Source organism: Bythopirellula superficialaquae, from assembly GCF_059632245.1.
Window position 1 is genome coordinate 2922503 of record NZ_CP197426.1, and the last position, 23775, is coordinate 2946277.

Annotated in this window: 21 protein-coding genes and 1 tRNA gene; 16 read left to right on the forward strand and 6 right to left on the reverse strand. The window is 53.7% G+C overall.

Annotated elements, in window-relative coordinates; all coding sequences use genetic code 11:
- Positions 1-15: 15 nt before the first annotated feature.
- Positions 16-1746 carry a DNA polymerase/3'-5' exonuclease PolX gene (polX, locus tag SH678x_RS11965; protein WP_496918679.1) on the reverse strand — a complete coding sequence of 577 codons (1731 nt, stop codon included), beginning with the start codon at positions 1744-1746 and terminating at the stop codon, positions 16-18.
- A gap of 195 nt (positions 1747-1941) precedes the next feature.
- Between polX and SH678x_RS11970 the strand changes: the two genes are divergently transcribed.
- Together SH678x_RS11970 and SH678x_RS11975 are read left to right on the forward strand one after the other, a co-directional pair.
- Positions 1942-2925, forward strand: coding sequence for an aldolase catalytic domain-containing protein (locus SH678x_RS11970; protein WP_496918680.1), 984 nt, complete (start codon positions 1942-1944; stop codon positions 2923-2925).
- A gap of 245 nt (positions 2926-3170) precedes the next feature.
- Positions 3171-4565: a cytochrome P450 gene (locus tag SH678x_RS11975; RefSeq protein ID WP_496918681.1), complete on the forward strand. Its 1395-nt coding sequence runs from the start codon at positions 3171-3173 to the stop codon at positions 4563-4565.
- 6 nt (positions 4566-4571) lie between these two features.
- Here SH678x_RS11975 and SH678x_RS11980 read toward each other — a convergent pair whose 3' ends face one another.
- Together SH678x_RS11980 and SH678x_RS11985 are read right to left on the reverse strand one after the other, a co-directional pair.
- Positions 4572-5801: a pectinesterase family protein gene (locus tag SH678x_RS11980; RefSeq protein WP_496918682.1), complete on the reverse strand. Its 1230-nt coding sequence runs from the start codon at positions 5799-5801 to the stop codon at positions 4572-4574.
- 7 nt (positions 5802-5808) lie between these two features.
- On the reverse strand, positions 5809-8247 hold the full coding sequence (locus SH678x_RS11985) for a hypothetical protein (RefSeq protein WP_496918683.1): 2439 nt from the start codon (positions 8245-8247) through the stop codon (positions 5809-5811).
- 574 nt (positions 8248-8821) lie between these two features.
- On the opposite strand from SH678x_RS11985, the gene SH678x_RS11990 reads away from it, so the two are divergent.
- Complete coding sequence (locus SH678x_RS11990; RefSeq protein ID WP_496918684.1) at positions 8822-9940, forward strand: Fic family protein; 1119 nt, start codon at positions 8822-8824, stop codon at positions 9938-9940.
- 104 nt (positions 9941-10044) lie between these two features.
- Here the strand turns inward: SH678x_RS11990 and SH678x_RS11995 are convergent, their stop codons facing one another.
- The 3 genes from SH678x_RS11995 to SH678x_RS12005 all read right to left on the reverse strand — a co-directional run bounded on the left by SH678x_RS11995 (position 10045) and on the right by SH678x_RS12005 (position 14712).
- Positions 10045-11235 (reverse strand): hypothetical protein, encoded by a 1191-nt coding sequence (locus tag SH678x_RS11995; protein WP_496918685.1) that lies wholly within the window; start codon positions 11233-11235, stop codon positions 10045-10047.
- Positions 11236-12026: 791 nt separating this feature from the next.
- Positions 12027-12788 carry a hypothetical protein gene (locus tag SH678x_RS12000; protein WP_496918686.1) on the reverse strand — a complete coding sequence of 254 codons (762 nt, stop codon included), beginning with the start codon at positions 12786-12788 and terminating at the stop codon, positions 12027-12029.
- A 379-nt stretch (positions 12789-13167) separates the two neighbouring features.
- Positions 13168-14712, reverse strand: a complete 1545-nt coding sequence (locus SH678x_RS12005) for a prenyltransferase/squalene oxidase repeat-containing protein (protein ID WP_496918687.1) — start codon at positions 14710-14712, stop codon at positions 13168-13170.
- 375 nt (positions 14713-15087) lie between these two features.
- On the opposite strand from SH678x_RS12005, the gene SH678x_RS12010 reads away from it, so the two are divergent.
- The 13 genes from SH678x_RS12010 to SH678x_RS12070 all read left to right on the forward strand — a co-directional run bounded on the left by SH678x_RS12010 (position 15088) and on the right by SH678x_RS12070 (position 23399).
- Positions 15088-15161, forward strand: a tRNA-Met gene (locus SH678x_RS12010).
- A gap of 121 nt (positions 15162-15282) precedes the next feature.
- The gene (locus SH678x_RS12015; RefSeq protein WP_496918688.1) at positions 15283-16512 is read left to right on the forward strand and encodes a tyrosine-type recombinase/integrase; all 1230 of its coding nucleotides are present in this window, start codon (positions 15283-15285) and stop codon (positions 16510-16512) included.
- Between the two features lie 371 nt (positions 16513-16883).
- On the forward strand, positions 16884-17162 hold the full coding sequence (locus tag SH678x_RS12020) for a DUF1580 domain-containing protein (RefSeq protein ID WP_496918689.1): 279 nt from the start codon (positions 16884-16886) through the stop codon (positions 17160-17162).
- Between the two features lie 81 nt (positions 17163-17243).
- The gene (locus SH678x_RS12025) at positions 17244-18164 is read left to right on the forward strand and encodes a hypothetical protein (RefSeq protein ID WP_496918690.1); all 921 of its coding nucleotides are present in this window, start codon (positions 17244-17246) and stop codon (positions 18162-18164) included.
- Between the two features lie 203 nt (positions 18165-18367).
- On the forward strand, positions 18368-19432 hold the full coding sequence (locus tag SH678x_RS12030; protein WP_496918691.1) for a hypothetical protein: 1065 nt from the start codon (positions 18368-18370) through the stop codon (positions 19430-19432).
- Positions 19429-19626: a hypothetical protein gene (locus SH678x_RS12035; protein ID WP_496918692.1), complete on the forward strand. Its 198-nt coding sequence runs from the start codon at positions 19429-19431 to the stop codon at positions 19624-19626. Before SH678x_RS12030 ends, SH678x_RS12035 begins: the two co-directional genes overlap by 4 nt.
- Positions 19616-19966, forward strand: coding sequence for an HNH endonuclease (locus tag SH678x_RS12040; RefSeq protein WP_496918693.1), 351 nt, complete (start codon positions 19616-19618; stop codon positions 19964-19966). Before SH678x_RS12035 ends, SH678x_RS12040 begins: the two co-directional genes overlap by 11 nt.
- 97 nt (positions 19967-20063) lie before the next feature.
- Positions 20064-20414 carry a hypothetical protein gene (locus SH678x_RS12045; protein ID WP_496918694.1) on the forward strand — a complete coding sequence of 117 codons (351 nt, stop codon included), beginning with the start codon at positions 20064-20066 and terminating at the stop codon, positions 20412-20414.
- Between the two features lie 24 nt (positions 20415-20438).
- Complete coding sequence (locus tag SH678x_RS12050; protein WP_496918695.1) at positions 20439-20948, forward strand: hypothetical protein; 510 nt, start codon at positions 20439-20441, stop codon at positions 20946-20948.
- A 217-nt stretch (positions 20949-21165) separates the two neighbouring features.
- Positions 21166-21576 (forward strand): hypothetical protein, encoded by a 411-nt coding sequence (locus SH678x_RS12055; RefSeq protein WP_496918696.1) that lies wholly within the window; start codon positions 21166-21168, stop codon positions 21574-21576.
- Positions 21569-22882, forward strand: coding sequence for a phage major capsid protein (locus SH678x_RS12060; protein WP_496918697.1), 1314 nt, complete (start codon positions 21569-21571; stop codon positions 22880-22882). The genes SH678x_RS12055 and SH678x_RS12060 overlap by 8 nt, the downstream gene beginning before the upstream one ends.
- Positions 22883-22984: 102 nt before the next feature.
- Complete coding sequence (locus tag SH678x_RS12065; protein ID WP_496918698.1) at positions 22985-23209, forward strand: hypothetical protein; 225 nt, start codon at positions 22985-22987, stop codon at positions 23207-23209.
- Positions 23199-23399, forward strand: a complete 201-nt coding sequence (locus SH678x_RS12070; protein WP_496918699.1) for a hypothetical protein — start codon at positions 23199-23201, stop codon at positions 23397-23399. Before SH678x_RS12065 ends, SH678x_RS12070 begins: the two co-directional genes overlap by 11 nt.
- Positions 23400-23775: the final 376 nt, after the last annotated feature.

A 23775-nucleotide genomic window follows, 5' to 3' on the forward strand; every position in this document is an offset into this window, starting at 1 on the left:
GGGTTTTTCTATGCGCTAACGCTTCAGCAATTTCTCGAATTTCTTCCACGGTAATGTATTCGCCACGTCTGCGGCGGTCAGCCCGCCCCGCCGTGCTTGGAGCACGCCGTACCGCATCACATTAAGCCCCTCTTCGCTGTGGGCGTCGGTGTTGATCACAATCGGAATGCCATGGCGCTTGGCCGCCGCGCAGTGGATGTCGTTCAGATCCAGTCGCGCGGGGTTCGCATTGAGTTCCAGCAGCTTCTTGCACTTCGCCGCCGCGGCGAACACCTGGTCGATATCCACGGCGTAAGCCTCACGCTTATTGATCAACCGCCCCGTGGGGTGAGCGATGATATCCACATGGGGATTCTCGATGGCCCCCAAGATTCGCTCGGTGATTTTCTCGCTCGGCTGATTCTGGCCGTAATGAACGCTGGCAATCACCCAATCCCCTTGCGCAAGCACTTCGTCGGGCAAATCCATTCCGCCGTTTTCCAGTATGTCGCATTCGATTCCCTTAAGAATCTGTATGCCAGCGAACTGCTTGCGAATGCGATCGATTTCCGCCCACTGCGCGAGCACACGCTCGCCGTTGAGTCCGTTGGCCATGCTCACGCGCTTGGAATGGTCGGTGATTGCGATGTATTCCAGTCCGCGTTCCTGAGCCGCCGTGATCATCTCTTCCAACGAGGCATGGCCATCGGTCGCATTGGTGTGCATGTGCAAATCGCCGCGGATATCCGAGAGTTCCACGAGCTTGGGGAGCTTTCCCTTCTTAGCCCATTCAAATTCTTCGCGGTCTTCACGCATCTCTGGCGGGAAATCGGGCAACCCTAGCGTGTCGTAAATCTCCTTTTCCTTTCTCCCCGCAAGATAAGTTTCGCTGCCGTCCTCTTCGACGCGAAAGATGCCCCATTCGCTGATCTTGAGTTGCTGCTTCTTCGCGAGTCCACGTAGCTTGACGTTATGAGCCTTCGAGCCCGTGAAGTATTGCAAGGCTGCTCCGAACGATTCTTTGGGCACGACCCGCAAGTCCATCTGCATGCCGGTTCCCAGTCGCACCGACATCTTGGTATCCCCTCGTGCAATCGTTTCTGCGATGCCTGGAAACTGGCCAAAGTGTTCCATCACCTCATCACTATCTTTTGCTTCCACCAGAAAATCGAGATCGCCAATCGTTTCACACCGCCGCCGATAGCTGCCTGCGGCTTCGATTTGTTTAATCCCTTTGTGTGTGCGCATGTGTTCGAGCACTTCCGCAACGATCGCATCCGCCACGGCCCACTTTGTCCGCTGATCACCGGCCTCGGCAATCGAAAGGCCCTTGAGAATCGTTTCCTCGGTTTTCGCGCCAAAGCCTTTGAGATTGCGAACCCGTTGCTCCTGGCAGGCGACCCGCAATTGATCGAGCGTTTCGATACCCAACTCCTTGAACAGCACAGCCGCTTTTTTGGGTCCCATCCCCGGCACACGCAAGATCGCCAATACCGTGGCCGGCACCTGGGCCTGCAACTCTTCCAGATATTTCAAACGCCCCGTCGTGACCAACTCGGTGATCTTATCGGCCAAATCCTTGCCAATTCCCGGCAAGTCGGTCAGTTTGCGCGTGGGGTCGGCGACTATCGCATTCACCGGTTCGGACAGGTCCCCCATCCCGCGTGAGGCGTTGCGGTAAGCCCGTACGCGAAACGGATTGGCATTCTGAAATTCTAAAATATCGGCGATTGTATCGAACGCAGCGGCAATATCTTTGTTTGTCATAACTGCCATTCTAGAACTCGGCAAAACGTCCTCCTAGCCATGGTCCCAAGTCTTAAAAACACCCTGTTTTCCAGACATTTTCCACCTGTCGCAAGCCTCATCCGCGTGAACTATACTTAAAGATTACCAACTTCCTAACAGAGCATGCCGAGTACTTTTGACTCGGCACACAATACTTCGCAGCCCGGAGCCCCCATGTCCGAAACCGCACCTTGGATTACCTACCGCCCTGAACTCAAAGTGCTCGATTGCACGATCCGCGATGGCGGGCTAATCAACAAGCATCAATTCTCAGACGAAACCGTCCGCGCGGTTTACGACACGTGCATCGAAGCCGGCATCGACTACATGGAAGTCGGCTACAAAAACTCACACAAGGCGTTCCCCAAGAGCGATTTCGGAGCGTGGCGGCATTGCGACGAAGCGGACCTCAATCGTCTCTTCGGCGGACATGATCCCGAACGCACGGGCTTGAAACTCTGCGCAATGGCCGACGCCGGCAAGAGCGACTACAAGGAGCAGATCGTTCCGCGTAGCGACAGCGTGCTGTCAATGATTCGCGTGGCCTTCTATGCTCATCAAGTTTCCGAAGCCGTGCAGATGATCGAATACTGCCACAACCACGGCTACGAAACGTGTGCCAACTTGATGGCCGTCTCGAACGTGGAAGATGTCGAAATCGACACGGTGCTGGCCGCGATTCGCAACACGCCAGCGCAAGTGATGGTGATCGTCGATAGCTTCGGCCACTTGTATCGCGAACAGATCGACCGTCTCTACAAAAAATACGCCGCTGCCCTCGAAGGAACCGGCAAGGAAATCGGCATTCACGCCCACAACAATCAGCAGCTGGCCTTCGCCAACACAATCGAAGCGATCATCCTCGGCTCAAACCGCGTGGACGCCACGATGTTCGGCCTGGGCCGCGGTGCTGGCAACTGCCACATGGAATTGCTCCTCGGCTTTCTGCGTAATCCCAAATTCAAGATGCGACCCGTCATCAAACTCATCCAAGAGCAAATCCTGCCACTCAAGCAAAAGATCGATTGGGGCCCCAGCATTCCTTACAATCTAGGTGGCCAGATGAATCTCCATCCCCGCGATGCGATGGAATTCCGCGAAGGCAAAGATCCCGACAATTACATCGCGTTCTACGATCAGTTGATGCAGGACTATTGATTCCTCATCACATCTCGAAAAAATTTAGCTGACACGAGCAGCATTGGCTAGCTCCATGCGCTGAGTTCTTGAGATGCACAGCTATTGTTGTTAATCAGTCGACACCCACACAACCGTTCCAATCGGAACTCTCTCGGCGACTGCTGGTCATTTGGCGACCTATCTTTGAGCAGCAGTTTTCTCGGGCAAGCCTGTAACATATTTCGACCCTTTAAGTCGCTCGCGACTTAGCTGGACTCGTCGCCATGCTCTCCAGTTTCTCATCACCTATTTGCAGGCAACTGCCACCTGGCCCGAAAAATGGTCCATTCGGCATTCGCCATATCTATCGCTGTAACACGCAACCGCTTAAGTTCTACGCTCGGCTGGCGAGCTACGGCGATCTGGCGACCTTTCGCATGTTCGGCGTGCGCGCGTATTTCCTGAATTCCCCCGAATTGATCCATACCGTGCTGCGCGAAACGGAAACCCGCTTTCGTAAACTGCCGCGTTCTTTGAATATGCTCTCGAGGGGCCTTGGAAAAGGTTTACTCTCGACCCAAGGTGCCGATTGGGCTGCCAATCGACGCATAGCACAAGGTGCCTTCACTTCGCGAGCGACCGCTGGAATTATCGATGCCGTTGCTCCTTATGTCGAAAAGTCGTTGAATCGATGGCCACATAAACAAACTTTTGAGCTGTTTGCTGAATTGGACCGCCTTACGATTGGCGTGGCCGCGCGGGGACTGCTCGGGGTGACGCTTGAGCAACATGCCATGCGAATTGGCCAGGCGGCGCGCATGCTCTCGGAAAGCTGGGCCTACTCTGTCAGACAGATTTTACCCATGCCAGCCTGGGTCCCATTTTCTCGTCAGCGTCATGAAGCACGTGCAGTGAAATTCCTACGCTCGACAGTATCACAGATCATTGCCCATCATGAAGACCTTGCGAGCGATAAACGCAATCTGATTTCGCACTTGATCGCTGCCTACACAGCAAATGGATCTGATGAACGTGACAGTCGTGAGCTCCTGATCGATCAACTGCTGACGATTCTGATTGCCGCCTATCATGCCAGTACGGTCACATTGTGCTGGACGCTGTATTTGCTTGCCAAGCACCCTGAAATCGCCGAACAAATTGCTGATGAAGTGAATGCGGTCCTAGGCGATCGCCTGCCGACATCTGCGGAACTTGGCAGACTCGACTTTACTGAAACCGTACTGCTCGAGTCGATGCGAATTTACCCTTCCGCATGGGAAATGTTCCCGCGGCAGGCCGTCGAGAACACAAAGTTAGGAGAATGGGCCATACCGCGCGGAGCGTGGATATTTATGAGTCCTTTCATCACCCATCGCGACGAGCGTTTCTTCGAGAATCCGCTCATGTTTGATCCCGACCGCTGGTCACCCGAGCGGATCAATTCCATTGATCCTCGTGCGTATTTCCCTTTCGGCGGTGGACGTCATATCTGCATTGGTCGTGACATGGCCATGAACCAGAATAAGCTTATGCTTGCGATGATCGTGAGACGGTTCCATTGTCATTTCAAATCGAACGACCATGTCCCAGCACCACTCCCACCGATGGCCCTCGTTCCCCGGGATCCGATGTGGGTCACTCTTGAGCCACGCTACGCCAACACCTTGGTGACCGTGTAAAGAGTGCTACCAACGGAATAAAAACAGCGCGAGCCCCAGCACCGCCAAACTTGTGGTTGCGGGTTCGGGAATGAGCGCCGCCACGAAATCTGCGTTTGGCTCGCCATACTGTTCATGCCATACCACGAGGTCCAACTCGTTGACCACTCCGTCGAAGTTGGCATCACCGGTCGAATTGTCGCTCTGACCACTCATCCCAAAACCGCGCTGCCAAACAAGAAAATCCCGGCCATCAATATCACCATCGCCATCAAAGTCGGCCGACGGGTCCATTGGTTCTGCAATGATGGGGTTCCAACCGTCTGTCCCGGCCAGCCAATTTTCTTTGGAATAGAGAGCGACTTGTTCAACCGTGAGTTGATGTGACCAAGCAGCTCGGCCGGAAACGTTGATGGGATTCCCCGCCAAATCCATGCTGTTGTATTCGGCGAAGTACGACGTCAGATGATTATTGCCTGACCACGTTTGCCAACCAAGCGAATTGATCAGCGGCCCCATTTTTGTGTCAATGAATATCGACCTCGAGTACGCCTGCCAAGGTCGACCCAGATACACGCTGCCGTTGGGGGCCGTGCCGGTGATCGTCGAATTCTTAAAGACATAGCCATTAGTTTCGGCGGCTGATTCGCGACCTTGGGCAGTCACGTAACCACCGACCTTCGCGAACAGCGTCGAGTTCTCGAAGAAGGCCGTTCCCTTACCGTAAATAAAATCGACACTCCCTTCGACGTAGGAATCGTAAAAGTAGTGTCGCCCGGATTCACTGCGGAGCGTATCCTGCCAACCGAGAAAGCGGCAATTGTTGAAGATCGCGCGATCGCCACGCACATAAATGGCCAAAGCCTGACCAGCATTCTGCCCTGCCGTGTTTTCAAAAGTGAGATTCTCGGCGATGAAATCCTTCCCGCGAATCACGGTACTCGCATGCACGGTCGACTCATTCGGCGGAGTGTTGGCGGTCTCGTAAAATGTCAGCTTTGTGTCCGCCGCGGTTGCCCCTTTGCCGCGCAATGTGATGAACGGCTTGTTATCCGGAACAATTACTCGCTGCTGATATTCCCCCGGCGTGATCTCGATGACATGCCGCACCGTGTTGTTCGCCGGCACGGCATCGACCGCGGCTTGCACCGTGGCATATTGACCGCTAGGACCAACGGTGAACGTCACATCTCCGCGCGCCATGTTCACCATGACGCACACAAATAGAGCCGTCGCAAAAGAGTAGCCTCTAAGCATCGTTTACCTATCCTTTAGCTGCTCCACCGCGTCTGCAAATCCCACCGATCAACAGTCCCATTACCACCATTAAAGAACTTGGTTCAGGCACCGCCGTTGAAGCGGCAAGTTGCCCAGCGTTGTAACCATTCTGCCACTGCTCCAGCTCGGTCGGGCTGTGAGGTTCGTTCGTCTCACCCCGTTGCCACATGAGAAAATCGCGGCCATCAACGTCGCCGTCGCCGTCGAAATCGCCGTCTTGAGCAACTGCAGCGACGACTGATAAAGCCCCACTAACGAGCAAATCCGAAGAATCCCAAGCCAGACCGTTCGCTAGTGCTGGCAGATTAAGATCGAATTCACTCGTTGCGAGGCTGAAACTGAAAATCTCAAAAACGTCACCCTCAAGGGGCGAATAATCATCGAGCAGCACATTCAGCGACCCACCCGCCGCGAGCGTGCCATCCACCCACACGGCGTCGTATTCGTTTGCTGCATTCCCAGCGATCTCGATCTCAATTGCGCCGCTGTTCATCGTGAGGTCCCCCATCACGTGAGTCACGCCAGGACTGTTGCCCGGCGCGATCGTGCCACCATTATTCGTGAGCGTGAATCCCACCGTCTCGGCACTGAGCACGCCACCCGTGAAGTTAAACGTGCCGCCCGAACCTTTCAACATCGTCTTCGTTGTGAGCTTGCCGCCGGAAAGATTCAGCACAGCCGTAGCCGAATTGTTATCGCCAATCACCGTGGTGCCATCGCTCATGCCGTAAGGAGCATCTTCGACATGGAGCCAACCATTGGTGATATTGAGCGTTGCGTTGTCACCCGGGTTCATTGCCAAAATGACATTGCCCGCGTGTTGCCCGACGGCGTCGACCACGACAGTGCCGTTGTTGATCACGGCCGAATCAAACTTTGACGGCTGCCAATACGACGTCGGCGTGACTATCCCCTGCCCCGCGATGTTGACTTGCTGGCCTTTGACTTCCCAGTTTTGAATGTTGGCAAAACGCCCGTTGGCCAGATCATTTTTGAACTCAATGGGTGTCGCGGCGGGCCACGCCGATATCTCGTTGAGATATTCTTCTAGGTCGCTGTAGCCGTCGTTATCGAAGTCGGCATTGTTGTTCGCCACATTGGCATCCAGCCCGTGATGCTGTTCCCAATGGTCAGGCATGCCGTCTTGGTCGGTATCCCAATTCGCAGCGCGGGTAAAAGGAGCCACACCACCGCTGGCGACTTGCGACAAAACCGTCGACCATTCCGTGGCCTGAACTCCGGTCGTAAGGTCGTTGATTACGCTGCCCGTCCCCGTGCGCACGCTCTGCACGATCCGTTCATCGATTGGATTGCGGTTGGTCCAGTTCGCCCCGCCATAGTCAAGCACGCGCTGAAGTGCCACGTCGGCCGTTTCTAAAACCGATGTTCCAGCAACTGGAAAAGCTTCGTTCACAAACACCTGTGTGCCGGCAAAAGCCGTGGGGCTCCCCGACGTTCTGTTGAACACCGTGCCATCAAAGGTGCCGTCTTTATCGAGATCGCGTTTGTTCCCGCCATTCTCGTAGATCTTCGTCGTGCCCGTGGGGGTGGCGTCGTCTCCCCCTGTGAAGATCGTCTGCCCGTTGTTATTCCCTTTGATGTAGTAATTGTTCAAAAAGTTCGTGCTGCTGTTTTGATCCGTTCCCGAGTAGCCGGCTCGATTGACCCAGTTATAGAACACATTGTTGGCCATATTCGTGACGGCACCGGTTGCTCCCGTCACGCTTCCCAACCGTGGCATACGCGAGTTGTTGTGCGCATACAAGTTGTGGTGATATGACGCCTGAGCGCCATCGACTTCCGTCGCAATGATCGAACCGTACGAATGTCCGTTATAATTGAGCCCCTCATTGATCAACGAATACTGAATCGTTGAATTAGCCCCCGCGTCGGTCTGCGAAATCCCTTCGTCGGTGAACCAACTTGCCGTCACATGGTCAACCACGGAATTCGTAAGCTGCAAACTAAACGCGTCGTAAGTAAAGCTCGTGGGATTCACCGGGTCCTTCCCCGGCCGCACCGTGATGTTTCGCAGTATGACGTTGTCGCCGGTGAACTTCGTTGCCACCCCCGCGATCGTGACACCTGCTCCCGGCGCAGTTTGCCCAGCCACGGTGATATTGCTCTTACCAGAACGGAACCACCAACTCGACCCGCCGCCGTTCTGAAAGATCGTTCCCCCCACGTCGAACACGATCGTGCGCCCAGCGGCAGGCGCATTATTGATCCCATACTTGAAGCTGCCAGGAATGAGGCCGTCCTTATCGAATTCCAGATTCGTGACATGGTAGACATCGCCCCCACGCCCGCCCGATGCAGTCGCCCCTGGACCCTCAGCCCCCGAAAAGGCGGGGAGTTGGCCATAGCCGAAGGACGGCATCAGCCCGCTCAGAGCCACTACGACAAAGAGATAGCGATTCTTCATACCGATGGCACGCCTCGAAACAGAACAGATGCCGCGACCACGCGGAGTTCCGCTCACCGCTTGGCGTTGCGTTAGGACAAAGAGAAGTACGAAAAGCGGCCCAATTGGCCGACTCTCCCAAGCTAATCGCGGGCCGGTTTTCGCTCAATCGGGCGTTGTTGCAATTTAGGGAGAGAAATACGCAAGGCGGGGCACTAGTGCTGCTGTTGCGACTGCTGGGCAGAGCCGCCTCAGCTTCTACTGAAGTGTCATTATTGCTTTCTTTGTCTGACAAAATGCTGTTCCGTGGGTTATGTTTTTCTGAGTTATGAACCACGTGCGTTAATGCCAATTTTTATGGCAAATAGATAGCGATTCGTTGTTCGCATTGATCCTCAATTTGGCACAACTTTCAAATGTGCCAGACAACCTTCTCGGGGCACTTGGTCAAATTTTACGACCCCCCTACTCCATTTCTTTTGACCACTTGTCTTTTCTGCGGCGATTAAGGCCGCTATTCACCGCATGTATGCCTTAAAATTGTTGCCCATGCGGCGAATAGGTGCTACATTCACCGCATAAGGTGCGGCGAATAATGGCTTATATACACGAAATACCGGGCTGGCCGGAAGTTGAATGGGATAGCGAAAAACTCGCCAGCCCCTTGGCCAAAGTACGGCACAAACAGGGGCGGCTCCTGGGAAAAATGGAAGCCCTGGGCTTCGATCTCATAGCTGAAGCCAGTCTAACCGTCCTCACTAGCGATGTCGTCAAGTCTTCGGCCATTGAAGGGGAAGCCCTCGATCCCGATGAGGTGCGATCATCGATTGCCCGTCGATTGGGCCTCGATGTGGGTGGGCTGCCTAAAGCGAGCCGAAACGTGGAAGGCGTCGTCGAGATGATGCTGGATGCAACGCAGAACTACACGGCCAAACTTACAGAAGAACGTCTATTTGGCTGGCACTCGGCTTTATTCCCCACGGGACGAAGCGGTATGTCGCGGATCGCTGTCGGTCAATGGCGACCTGTGGAAGCTGGACCGATGCAAGTTGTCTCAGGGCCCATCGGGCATGAGAAGGTTCATTTTAGGGCCCCCGATGCCAAGCGGCTCAAAGCGGAAATGGAGTGTTTCATCAAGTGGTTTAACAGCCCTCCGTCGATTGATCCGGTGCTCAAGGCGGCAGTGGCCCATTTCTGGTTTGTCACGATCCACCCGTTTGAAGATGGTAATGGCCGAATTGCGCGAGCCATCGCGGATATGGCGCTGGCCCGAGCTGACGATACCAAGGATCGCTTCTACAGCATGTCGTCGCAGATTGAAGCTGAGCGAAAAGAGTATTACCAGCAATTAGAGACAGCCCAACGCGGTGATCTCGATATCACACGATGGTTGTCATGGTTTTTGGCCTGCTTGGACCGGGCCTTGGATGGTGCTGAGCATGGGCTCAGCAGCGTCCTTTATAAAGCTCATCTTTGGCAGCGAATTAATCGCCAACCCGTCAATGAACGGCAACGATCGATCATCAATCGAATGCTCAACGGATTTGAGGGATTCTTGACGACTTCCAAGTATGTGAAGCTTGCGAAGTGTTCGTCAGATACGGCATTGCGCGACATTCAAGAACTACTGGCTCGCGGCATTTTAGCGCAAAATTCGAGCGGCGGTCGCAGCACAAGCTATCGGCTGGCGGAACCTGATGATGTCATCAATTGACATAATATTGATTATCACTTTATGGAAAAGCTATGGGATTATTCTAATCTCAGACGCAAAAAACGCGGCAATAAAATCGCAACCTACACGGACCCGCATAACTCTTAGATTGTTCCTACGAGCTTCCTTAGAAATGTACGTCTGCTAATACCAAATAAAGTGGCCAGAGATGCAAGGAGAGATGTCGTTGGTTCAGGAATCATCACCGAGGGATCGTGGGCACCAAAAAGAAAAAGACCATCAATGCCATGGACAGTCATATAAATACGATTATTCACAGCATAGGTATCTGAAATGCGTTGAATATCAATCGCAGCAAGCTCGGGGAAAATGTCGAAAAGATTTACTGCTGCTTCAGCGTCGTTAGGGACGATGCCAGGGTAATATCCGAAAAATTGACCCTCACTCGGTGCAGAAAGGACAACGAAATCACTTTGAGCGACCAGCGTATTGCCTTCGGGCAACTGATTATTATTACCATCGTGCGATAAGAGAATGTTGGAATCTCCTAATCGTATTCTGTAATCTCCGAAATCACTGCGTATAGCAACATTCACACCATTGCCTTCCAGGCGATCAGCAATGTTGCCGCCAAGTAGTCCCCCTCCCAACAATACGGTGACAGAACCATCGGGTGCCCAAAGGCCGGGGCCTGTTCCAATCGTGCCAGGAATAGCGACTTCACCCAACGCAAAACCAATTTCAGTAACATCAACGACATATTGGCTTGATTCACACACCCCAACAGCACAGCCTGTCGGTACACCCAGGGGAACGATGGAGCCATCTGCGCGAAAATCGGCGGCAAACTCCCCTATGTCTCTGCCTAAGGTTCGTAAATCGCGATCCACGCCAGCAACATAGTCAGCAGTTAGCCATGTGACAAGCTCATTGGTAGGACTATCCAATCTAAATAATGCACTTGCGCTATTGTTGCTAGGCTGCACGAAATTCGCCGCGACATAAATCTCACCGTCAAACGCCATAATAACTTGCGTTAAGGGATTAAATCCAACTGGCGAACCAAACTGGGAGTGTTCAATCGGAACGAAGGTGCTACCCGGGTTATCATCAAGTCGCCAGACGCCAGTCGAGACACTGATATATGCAGACTCGTCTATGACCGACAAGTTGATTCCGAATGGGTTAGATTGAACCACGGGATCAACTAGCGTCAATCCGAGCGGTGGCAAGGCGTAGGAAACACCTACTCCCCACGAGCTAGCGAAACACATAATGAGCAGAATTGCGCGACTCACTTGTATAAATTTGTTTCTCAACGGTGTATAAAACATCGATTTCTCAGTTGATATTAGTAGAAAAGATAAGGGGTCGGGAGTCTTAAAATTCGACGCCTGACTTCTTCTCTTTACGGCGACACATGAACGTGCTTAAACGGTTCATAGATTCGTGCTATTCATTCAATTCGTGGTTATTTCTCTTCTACCCCCTGGTCCCTCCTCCTTTCACCCCGGCCAAAAAACGACGTTGAACGGCTGCTTGGAATCGCGATAATTCTGTTTGCCCAATTTTAGGCATGATCTTTGAAAACCGAAATCGTAGACTCTGATTTGGAACGCACTGAGCGCGCGTTTTGTCCAAAACTCGACTCGTTTTGGCACGTGTGATTGCTGCAATGGCTTGGAATCTCAAGACTTGCGACACGGCCAAGTGACAGAACCCAGGAGTTTCGTCACCAAAGTTGGGACCCCAGCCCAGACGCAAAAACTCAGACGCGAAAAATCGAGCTTTGCGTGCTCAGGGGGCTGCAAACCAAGCAAACCTGGCCAAGCTCGCAAAGCTGCGGGGGAAGGACTGTAGGACCGTGGACTGTGGGACGATGGTCCTGTAGGCCGCGAACGAATGGCAAACTAGATTCTTCGGTCGCCTAGGCTCTTAGAATGACCGGAGTTCCAGACTGGATTCCCGCCCCACTTTCGTGAGGGCAAGCACTGCGCGGGAATGACGGGCTACTTGTGTCCAACCAACTTAATCAACTCAAGGAATGACTAAGTTGCAAAAGTTGATCAAGATGACAAAGTTCGTGATCAGGCTTTGTTCCCGAAGAGACTCATCGCCGGGCCGATTAGCCTTGCCGACGCACGAGCAAACCGCTCAGGCAAACCAAGCCCATGGCCACGGTCGCTGGTTCGGGGACCGTGTGGGGCTGACCGCTCGGAGTGACGGTCACATTAAAACCCTTTTTGTCGATCAGGGCACCGGTGCCCACGCCGACGGTCGCGGCATAAAGATGATTGTCGACGGTCACCAAGACTTTCGTCACATCCACCGGCAACGGCACAAGCAGCGAACCGGCCCACGCGGTCGCGAAGCTGGGACCACTCGCATCGGCGGAATGCAGGAACGAACTATCCGGAGCAAAGTTGTAGAAGTGCGTTGTAGAGGGGGCAACGACACCCACGTGATTGATTTCCAACACTTTGATTTCGGCGAAGGCAAGAACCGAAGTGAACGCGTCGCCGCCAAAAGGGGCGTTGAGAATGGTCAAACCAATTTCGTCGAAGTTCAAAGCGTCGATGAAGGCACCCGGCTTCGCTTCTACCGTGAAGGTGAGCTTGCCGTCGGTTTGATTCGCGGGACCACCACTTGTGGAAACCGCGGAAAACCCGGCCGTGGGCGAAAAGATCAGTTGGTCGGCCACGGAAATTGGCTGACCATAGAGCGGCAAGGTATCGCCCGTGGGCGAGCCTTCCGAAATGTTTGTGAACCAGACCGAATTGCCTGTGACGTTCGAATGGATGATGTCCGCGTGGGATTGTTGCACGAAGCAAGCAGACAAGGCAACAACAGCCACCAACAACGAATGACAAGCTACGGTTCTCTTCATAAGTCCACCCACATTCCGGAGATGAGTAATCAGTGTTTTAAAAACATGGCGCGCAGGACCAGCACAATCGTGACGTTGGTGCGCAGCATCACGTTATTAGGTCAATTTGGAGGGACGTTCCGTGCGTCTAGATTCCGACGCGATAGCCCCTATTGGCATTGCAGCTGCCCGCTGCAGTCGTTCCGACAAAGCCCTTTCTCGGAAGAGCGCTCATCGTGAGCGTGATTTCCTTGCCTCAGAATTCACTTTAGTTGGCCATGCCGTTACGTCAATTTTTTTGAAGCAACCTACGGAATTTCCTCAAATTAGTACGAATTTTGGCCAGCAGACAACCGCAAATGTCCACCTTTTTTACGGTTTGCCGTCGAAAATCGGGCGATTAGAGTCGCCCGATTCGTTCTTGCTGGTAAATCGGCAGGTGGCGGTAATACACCTCCAACATGTAGGTCGACAGGCAGGTGATAAACAACCGGCCCCCTTCGCTGTTCCAACGGAAGCCGCTGGGGTCCCAACTCCCCCGTTCGCGGCCAGTTTTTACCTGCTTTTGGGGAAGCAGTTCGCGCATCACGTTGTTCCAAGCTTGCCAATGCTTGCCTTCCATGTGGTGACAGACCTGCGTGGCGTAATACCAATAGTAAGCATCGCGGTCGCTACGGTCCCAATCGGGCAAGTTCTCAATCAAATAATTCGCACCAACAACCAAACGGTCGTCATCACGCTGCCAACCCAAGTACTGCCGGCAGAGCAATCCTTCGGCGGTCATGCTTTTGGATGGCGGAGAATTATCTTGATAGGAATAGTAGCTACCGTATTCGTGACTGACAGAATCAAGGAATTTGTTGATCTCTTGCAAGGTTTTTTCCGGGACTTTCAGTTCACCCATCCGCGCGCTTTGCATAGCCATCATGAACCAACCCGTGACAGAGAGATCGCTCCCCGAACCTGGGAAATACTTCCACCCACCTTCGGGAGCTTGCACACTTACGCAGTAATCAACGGCCAGCTGAGCTGGTTTGCGATAACGCTCATCGCGCGTCATGCCGTACAGCTCGCAAATGGCAATCGTGCACAAAGCTTGCGTATAAAGTTGCGCGGTCCCCTGCCCCGACTGAAAGAAATTCCCCGTGTCGGATTGTTGTTTCAAAAGCGCTTTCCAACCCCGGGTGACGGTTTCGGTGAACGGACCATCGGGATCGCTCTGCGGAGTATAGCCCGCTCCTTGAAAGGCCAGCAGCGCCATCGCCGTGGCGGCTTCGACGTTTTCGTTCACGGACCCGTTTTTATAGGGTCCTTGCAAACTCCACAGCCCTTGCCGGCCCTGATTTCGCGCGAGCCAATTCAGGGCTTCTCGCACCGCGTTTTGGGTTCCTCCCGTTCCGCCATACGCGCCCAACAGCGCCTCCTGCATCCCCGACTTGCGGCCGGAAAGTGCCAAGCGAATTGGCTCGACTTCACCCGTCAACGAGTCGATTGGAATAAGTGGATCAGTGACTGTCAGAGCTTCAGTGGCAAGCTCCTCAACTTCCAGAGGAGCTTCCGCCTCAAGCAAGGCATTCATTTCACCCTCAGGCACACCAATCGGCATGTCCAATTCACCATCGATGGGAATCTCCGAGTCGACCGTGTCGAATTGCAGCGAAAATCCTTGCCGCAGGTTTGGCTGGATGACAATCAGTCCCAGAATGATGACCACCAGCATGTGAAACACCGCGCTCACCAACCACGGCGGCGAATCTTCCAGAAGTTCGCCTAGCGTGGGCAGCCCCGGGAGTGAGTCGTCATCACTGAAATCCGATTGAGATGCGGGAGGCGGTGGCGGAGGAGGAGCAGGCGGTTTGTTTACAACGACAATAGGCACAACGGGAGCTGCATCGACCTTCATCAGGTCGTCGCCGACGCCTAATTGCGGCTCCGCACTAGCCATGTCCCACCACTCCGTCCCGTCGCGGCACTTTTCGGACAGGCGCCGAAAAATTCTCGCTCAATGCAGTCTACGAGTCACTGAAATACTGGACAAGCAAAGACCTGCGTTCCCAAACGAATTACCCACTCAGCGTCCACGATTTTGTCGGGCATAGAAAGAGCCAAACCAGCGACTTTCGAGCACTGCCAAGCGGTGGCCCGGCGATTGTGCGGCTCGTGCCGATTAGCAAAACTGGTCGGCGCGGCTAGTCGCTACCGAGAAATCTTGGGCATGATTGCCGATAGTCTGGGGGTCCGAAACGTTTGGCCGCGTGAATCGGGAAAAGTGCCACTTTCCCATTCGTGATGATCATGCTAGGATAACAAATCTCAATGACGCGGGGTGGAGCAGCCAGGTAGCTCGCGAGGCTCATAACCTCGAGGTCGTCGGTTCGAATCCGGCCCCCGCCACTTTCTTTAAGTCTTTGCTGATCAGTCCTTTGCGACGACCTGCCGACGTTCGGTAGTGCAGCTTGTTCGAAAGAAAAGTATCCAAAGTGGATACTTTCTGCGATTCAAGGAGGCACTAGCTATGTCGAGCGTTTCTATCAGCAAGCCCCCCAAGTATTGCCGTCAGCGTGACAAGAATCGTGGCGATCGCGCGTACGTTCGCATCGACGGCAAAACAATCTGGTTGGGCAACTATGGTTCCCCTGAAAGCAAAGAGCGGTACGCCGAACTAATCGGCAAGCCGACTGACCCAAAGCCTGAGTCTACCGACGACACAACCGTCGCTATGATCATGGCGGGTTACCTTGAATACGCGGAAACCTACTATCGTACACCCGATGGCAAGCCCGGTCGTGAGTACGAATTGATCCGCGAAGTGTTGCGACACGTTCGCCAGAATTGCAGCGATTTACCTGCCAAAGAGTTTGGACCCAAGCGACTCAAAACGATCCGCGAAGCCCTGGTCGAAGCCGGGCATTCTCGCAAATTCATCAATAAGAACATCGACCGGGTTCGCCGGATGTTCAAATGGGCTACGAGTGAAGAATTGATCCCCGTCGCAGTCCATTCCGCCTTAATGTCGGTCGTGGGATTGAAGCAAGGGCGCACAGAAGCCCCGGATTTGCCGCCAGTCATGCCTGTGAGTGATGCAGATGTAAATGCAACCCTCGAGCATTTACCGCCGGTCGTGGCGGATATGGTGAAACTGCAACGGCTCACCGCCATGCGTGGTGGCGAAGTCGTTCAAATGCGGCCCTGCGACGTTGATCGTAGCGGCAAGGTTTGGATTTATCGTCCTGCGACTCACAAGACTCAACACGTTGGCAAAGAGCGTGTCGTGATGATTGGTCCCAAAGCTCAAGCCATTCTGTTGCGATACCTAGTGCGTGACTCGCAAGCCTACTGTTTTCGTCCCTGTGACAGCGAAGAAAAGCGACAAGCCGAGCGGGCAGCGAATCGTAAGACTCCCCTGAGTTGTGGCAACCGCCCTGGCACGAATCGCGTCAACAGTCCGAAGAAACAAGCGGGCGAACGCTACGATACTGCCAGTTATCGTCGGGCAGTCCATCGCGCTTGTGATAAGGCATTCCCCGCCCCGGCTGGACTTAAAGGCGAAGCTCTAGCGAAGTGGCAATCGGATCATCGTTGGTGTCCGCATCAACTACGACATTCAGCCGCCACGGAAATTCGCAGCAAGTTCGGTCTCGAGGAAGCGCAGATTTTGCTAGGTCATGCCAGTGCCGACATCTCGCAAGTGTACGCCGAGCGTGACATGCAGAAGGGTTTGGAAGTCGCCGCGAAAATCGGCTGAGCGTCAATAGTGTACAAAAGTATTTGACACGAAAGAAAAATTTTGTAAAATCAAAGGCGTCAGGAATTAGTTGCCGGTGGTGAACAGAAATCATCGGCAACCCTGCAACAATTTGTTCGCTGGCACACGGCAACCGCAATATAAGATTACACCGTGTGCAGGGGTTACGACCGTACCTATTGTTCGCCCGCCTGCGGCTAATTAAGCCGTACACGGGCTGCATATCAAGTCGACCGGGTTTGCTTGGGTTCCCGGAGGCAGGGCGGTACTGACCGACTACGTGATTTTTTCGCGTTGTCGGTCGGTGCTGCCCTTTTTCGTGCGCATGATCGGCAACGCAACAACAACCATTTTGTTGCGAGGTCATTGCCATGGTGCACATTCTGAAACGTGAACCGGTCACATTCGCGGAAGCCTGCAAGGTTTTTCCATCTCGGCCCCATATCAACACGGTACGCCGTTGGGCGTTTGACGGCATCAACGGCGTCAAACTTCGCCACTTCAAGTGCGGCAATCGGCCCTGCACGACTCACGCAGATATCGAAGAGTTTCTCGCCGCGATCAATCCCGGCTATCAGTCCGAGCGGAAGCAAGTCGCAACTCCCGCCCATGAAGCGGCGGAAGCCAAGCTCGACGCGATGGGCGTCTGATTCTTTCACCACCCCGGCGGGCGCATAAAAAACCCGCCACCCAGGTTGACGTTTGGGTAGCGGGCGAATGGAGTATGCAAAATGAATTCTACCAAAGTGCGGAAGAATCCGCCAACTAAGGCGCGAAAACAATTTTATGAGTCATGCCTTACAAAACGAAATCGACGTTCAAAGGCTGACATCGACACGATCAAGACCGCGATCATCGAAGTGCTCGAATTGTCGTACCCGATGACAGTGCGGCAAATTTTCTATCAGCTTGTCGGTCGTGGAGTGATTGATAAGTGCGAAAACCAATATAACAACACCGTCTGCCGTCTATTGGCGATCATGCGGCGTGATGGCTCGATTCCTTACAACCGTATTGCAGACAACACCCGATGGATGCGTAAGCCAGATACTTACTCCTCGATGGAGGAGATGCTGGCTATCACAAAACAGACTTATCGCCGCGCGATTTGGGACAATCAGGACGCCTACGTCGAAATTTGGTCAGAGAAGGATGCTATAGCCGGTATCCTTAGCGACGTGACCTACCCGTGGGACGTTCCCCTTATGGTCTCCAAGGGCTTCGCATCAATTAGCTATTTGTATGGCGCTGCGGAAGCCATGCGAGCGACTGGCAAGCCAGCCTATCTGTACTACTTCGGCGATCATGACCCTAGTGGTTTGATAATCACGAAAAGCATAGAGAAAAATCTACGCGAACTTGCTCCGGATGTTGAGCTTCATTTTGAGCGCGTGGCCGTGACTCCTGAGCAGATCAAAGAATACGATCTGCCAACGCGACCGACAAAACGAACTAGCAAGGCAGGGAGAGACTTCGAGGGCGATAGTGTCGAGGTCGATGCTATTGATCCTGGCACGCTACGTGATTTGTGTCGCAAGTGCATCACGCAACATGTCGACGCGACGGCTTATCGCCAACTTAAAGCGGTCGAAGCTGCGGAGCGTGCAACGCTTGCCAGCATGATCGAGGACATGGGAGGCGATTTGGCGTGAAGGATTCACGGTCCCGTATTGGCGATCACCTGAAGGATGATTTCCTCATGCTGTCAAAAGCTGCGGTCAATCAAGTCGGTCAAGCTGCGCAAACACTCGCCGGGCTATACCTTGCCGTCGACGATAAGAAAGGGCAGACATTTGCGAGACGGTCGATCATCGCGGAAAAGTCGTGTCGACCAGCACGAAGCCTTGATCGTGATTTGGAAAAGCTGGAGCGGCACAAGTGGCTCATCAATCTCGGTCGTAAAAAGTTCAATCCAGGTATCCCCAAGGTTAGACGCACAAACACCCTGGAACTCACAGAACAGGCCTACAGCCGCCGTAAGCCATTCCTACGGCTTCCGAGATGGGCCTGCGAATTCTGTCCAACGTGGGGCGAGCGTGTTGTGTTCGCGGCCATTGTGACTCGGCACTTAATGATTCTGGATCTCGGCATCGAGGCGAATCATGGTCGTGAGGGCTATTCGGTCAAAAAGTTGTCCGAAGATACCGGCCTCACCGAGAAGTCGGTTATTGAAGCCAAACGCAGGTTGATCGAAAGCGGCCTCATCGAGATAGATCGCAGCGATACTTTCCGCAACGAACTGGGACAAGTTCACCGCTACAGAGATGAAATCTATGTCGCCGTCGAGAAGCTTCTGCCAATCGAGACACCGGACTGTAAAAGTGGCAACCCAGTTAAGGGTACAGATACCCTTACCGGACTGGAAAAGTGGCAATCGCCCCCCTGTAAAAGTGGCGACCCACCCACTGTAAAAGTGGCAACGACCCCCTGTAAAAGTGGCAATCGCAATGATCAAGAACATTTAATAAGAACTTCTATAAGCATTAAAGAAAACAACACCCTCGCTGCGCAAGTGCGGTGTGTTGTTTTAGACAAGGATTTGGAGATACAGGAAACGAAGAAACCAAAGGCTAGACCGACATACTCGGAGATCGTTGAACGCCATAAACGATATCAAGAACAATTTGCACAACTCTTAGCTGAGGAAGAAGCACAGCCGATTCTCCCAAGAGCCGAGATCGTCGACACACAGATTGCCGAATTCAACGGCGCTAAGGCTCTGCTCATCGAACTGCTCAAGGATGGTCCCAAAGCCGAGCAAGAAGTCATGGAAGCATGTGCCGAAGCTGAGATACGTTTCGATTCTCTGAGTGCAGCCAGCAAAGCATTGGCAATCAAGACACTCAAGGTTCCTGGTCGTGATGGTGCTTGGCTCTGGGAACTGCCATCAACTCAAACAGGAAAGGCGATAGCGATATGAACACCACCACCCGCCAACGAACTTTGCCGTTCGATGAAGCCTACGACCGTGCAAGAGAAACCCGCGAGCAGCGTATCGAGCGGCTACTAGGCAAAGCTCCAAAGCAACTGACCACGGCGGCCAAGCTGTTCGATGAGCGTGCTTTCGTCGAGGCAACAGCGATAGCACGCAAGGGGGTACACCGTGGCGAGTAGTCCCTTAGTACGTTGTTCTGCTGCTGGTTGCCGTACGCTGATTAGATCGGGCGAGGGTGGACGTTGTGACCTACATCGGAAGCAACAGCGACGGGAAGCAGACCAGCGACGCACCAAAGATATTTTCTACTGCGGCAGACCGTGGCGACGGCTAAGAGAAACATTCTTGCAGTCGAATCCGCTTTGTGTTGATTGCCAAGCGAAGGGACGCATCACAGCAGCGGAGGAGGTTCACCACGTAGAGGCACGCAGGGACGCACCGGAACGCCAGTACGACGTTGAAAACCTTCAAGCCTTGTGCAAGTCGTGCCACAGCAGACGCACGGCACGCGGCGAATAAGGGGGGGGTCCTAAGATGCTTCAAAGTTGAAAGCGGATAGCCGATTATCCCAGTCCGTGCAGCTTTCTGTGTACCCCGTTGAAAAGGAATTTTGACTATGACCGAAAACACACCCCCCGATCACTTAAAACCGGCCACACAAGCATGGTGGCAATCCGTCGTCGATGAGTTCGACGGCTTGGAAGATCACCACCTGCGATTGCTGACGCTTGCTGGCGAGGCGTGGGACCGTGGCCAACAAGCCCGGCAAGCGATCCAAGAAAAGGGGCTGACGTTCGACGACCGCTTCGGCGCTCCGCACGCCAGACCGGAAATCGCCATCGAACGAGATTCGCGGATTGCGTTCGCTCGACTGGTTCGTGAGTTGAGCCTTGATGTTGCCGAGCCAGCGAACAATCAAGTGCGACCACCCAAAATTATCGGAAATGCAAATAGAAAAGGGGCCTGAGATATGCCACGGAAAAACCTACTCGTGAAACGTCGAAAGCAAAGTGGATACACCGTCCATCACCTGAAATTCTTGGAGATGGGTTTTGACTTCGGTTGGGGGCAAGGTTTCAGCCCTGAAGCCGGGCGCGATCGTTCGGGAACACGGCAGGACGCGCCGGAAGTTCGTGAAGCGTGGGAGATATTCAGGGAGCAAATTCTACTCGATTGGATACGCAAGGAACCACGACCCGGTGGGGATGGTGGCCCATTCACTAGACCGTGGGCGTGGTGGAAATTCGACGCGCCGGAACGACGGCAGCGAAAAAATGGAGTGCATCCGTTTGATAATCCCGAGCGGCAAGCCCACTGCCTTAAGTTCGATCAAGAACATCCTGGTTCCATGCGGGATGCTTGTAGCTTGTACTTTGGTTTGCCCGGCCAGCTCATTATTCGTGATGATTTCGACGCGATCTACGAAAGCCAACGCGACTACCTCGTCCGGCTCAATTTGTTGACCGATCACGAACGCGAGCTACTGGAGGCGGAAAAGTGAACAGATTCAAACAATGCAGCAAGTGCGGCGGCAAGCTAGGCACCCGCACAAGTCGAGATTTGCTAGCCGATGGCACGCGGCGCGAAGTCTATCGGGAGTGTAAGGCGTGCGGACAGCGGGATACGGTCGTTATCAAACAAGAAATTATTTTTGTGAGTTGTTCTGGTCAGAACAACAGCCGTTAGGTGAACACTTGCACACAAGGTAGAATTGACCCATGCAAACAAAACAATCCCTCATCGACGAACTGGAAAGCCTTGCCGCAACCCCTCGGGGTATCGGCTTGGAAGTGTATTTGCCAAACGTGTCGGATGATGGAATTTGGAAACTCGGTCGATGGGCCGAAAAATCTAACGACTCGGCACAGGCGCTATCGGAGTGGTTGCACCACGTCGCCGTCGAGGAAATTTACCGACGCAGCGAATCATCGCCTATTGAGGCGAAGACTCCGCGCATTCCAGTGGACTGGAACAATGACCAATTAGCGGATGCGCTGATTGCGAGCTATGCGATGATGCGTGCAAACCGACTACGTGACCTAGATGATTTCTTCCGTGAACTGACCATCACGATATCCGTGTTGGCATCCGACCGGCTAAGAAACGCAATGGATAAAAATAATGATTGAAGCAATAAGCCCCCAAGCCTTGCGGGGAAAAGCTAAGGCAGTGCTTGCGGAAGCTGAAAGTCTCAACGATTTGGTGGCAAGCCAGAATCGAGAGATGACCCCAGCCGAGCAGGCACGATTCGACCAACTACTTGCGGAAGCCGACGACTGCGGCACGCAAGCGGCACACTATGCAGAAACTCAAGCCCGTGGGGAGCAAGCGGCACAAGCTGCCATGCGTGCGGGTGTTTACAATCACAGCCCATTCGGTGGTGCATCCATCGAAGATATTTACGGACGAAAGAAAATGGAAGTCAATGTTATCGCGCCCAAATTGAGCGCATTCACGGGACCGGAAGCCCAAAAGAACGCCTACGAAAGCGGATTGTGGCTACGGAATTTCATCACGGGTGGCATCCATGCCGCGCAAACTGAAGGGACTCCCGGTGCTGGCGGCTATACGGTTCCGACCGAACTGGCGCGGGCGATTATCAACGTGCGTGAAAACCACGGCGTCAGTCGCAAGTTGGCGAAGGTCTACCCGATGACCAGCGACAAACTGGACGTGCCACGGCTCTTGACCGGCACGACCACCACCTACCCCGGCGAAGCTGCGGCGATCACAGCCAGTGACCCGACCTGGGGGCAAGTGTCGTTCTCTGCCAAGAAACGCGCGAATCTGGTCAAGGTCTCCAACGAACTGATGAACGATAACGTCGTGATGATGGCTGACTTTGTTGCCGAGACTATCGGCAAGGATCAGGCATCGACTGAGGATGGCGAGTTCATCTTGGGCGATTCCACTTCCGCCTATGGCGGCGAAACTGGTCTGCTGTCGGCTCTCGGCGCGGCTGGCATTTTCACCTGCGGAACGGGTGTTGATACGTGGGCTGAAATTGCGATGAGTGACTTCACCGCGACGATGGCGAAACTGCCGTCGAAGTTCACGGGGCCGCTATCGTGGTTGTGCAGTCGCGAGTTTTATTACAGCACGATGTTGCGACTGTTGGCGGCGGCTGGCGGCAATAACATCATGGTATTGGAAAGCGGCGCAACTGTGCCGTCGTTCCTTGGTTCGCCGGTTTACTTTAGTAGCAAAATGCCGACATCCTCGGCGGCTTCGACGGTTGCGGCTTTGTTCGGTTCGTTCGGTGAAGCCACGGCAATCGGTGACCGGCAAATGGTGCAAGTGCAAACCTCGCAAGATCGTTTCTTCGATGAAGATTGCACCGGCATCCGTGGAATCAGTCGCTACGACATCAACTGCTACGACCTGGGCGATGGCTCTGCCGCTGGTGGTGTTGTCGGTCTCAAGACGGCGGCTTAGTAAGTTTTGAAGGTTGCACGAGTGTAGAAACGGCGCACGTGCAAAACAGCCGACACCCAGCCGGTTGCCCGCCGGTTGGGTGTTTTACTTTCTAGGTGTCACATGACCAAAGCAGAAATCGAACATCTCGCCAAACAGCGATACGGCTACCCATGCCAAGTGACTCAATTCACGACCAAAATGGATGGCATCGGTACGCCGTGGCACATGCTGGAGCTACTGCTGGCGGCTGGTGGTCGAAAGATTGTCGGTTGCCGTCGTGAGTTGTCCGAACTTGTGCCGTTAATAGATCGTGGTCCCGCGATGGAAGCGTTCAATGGCAAGTAGCATCGACCCTACCCCGGCACAGATTCGCGAGACCTGCGAAGTGATACAGCAAACGTGGTCCGCTGAAGTGCGGCGCAGTCGGCTGGGCTGGTATTCACAAGCCGAAATCGTGCGGATTCCGGTCGTGTCAGATTGTGGCGAACTTGGCGAGTTGGTCGACGGGATGATTGAAATGGACCCGCAAGTGTAGGTGCTATTCTTGGCGTTTCTCGCCATTCCGCACCACAGCCCGAAATTCGCGTTCTGAGGCGTTTTGGGTATCTGGACGGGCGAACAGTCACCTCGGTGCGTTCGAGCGACTCCTGGGGCAACGTCGTGGGCGATGTCCTCTTACCGACGACCTGCGAGGCATCGAACCTCGATCTAATAAATCGACCGTCTCAAGAGTATCCAAAGTATCCAAAACCGACGACCCGGTATCCAAAACCGTTGACCCTGAGGCACAATCTCTCGGATACTTTCCTGGATATTTGTGGATAGATTTGGTGCGATTTGAGCTAGCAAAAGCATCCACTCGATTTTAGAATATGCCTTAAATTGCAGCGTACAAGCGATGCAAAGACTTA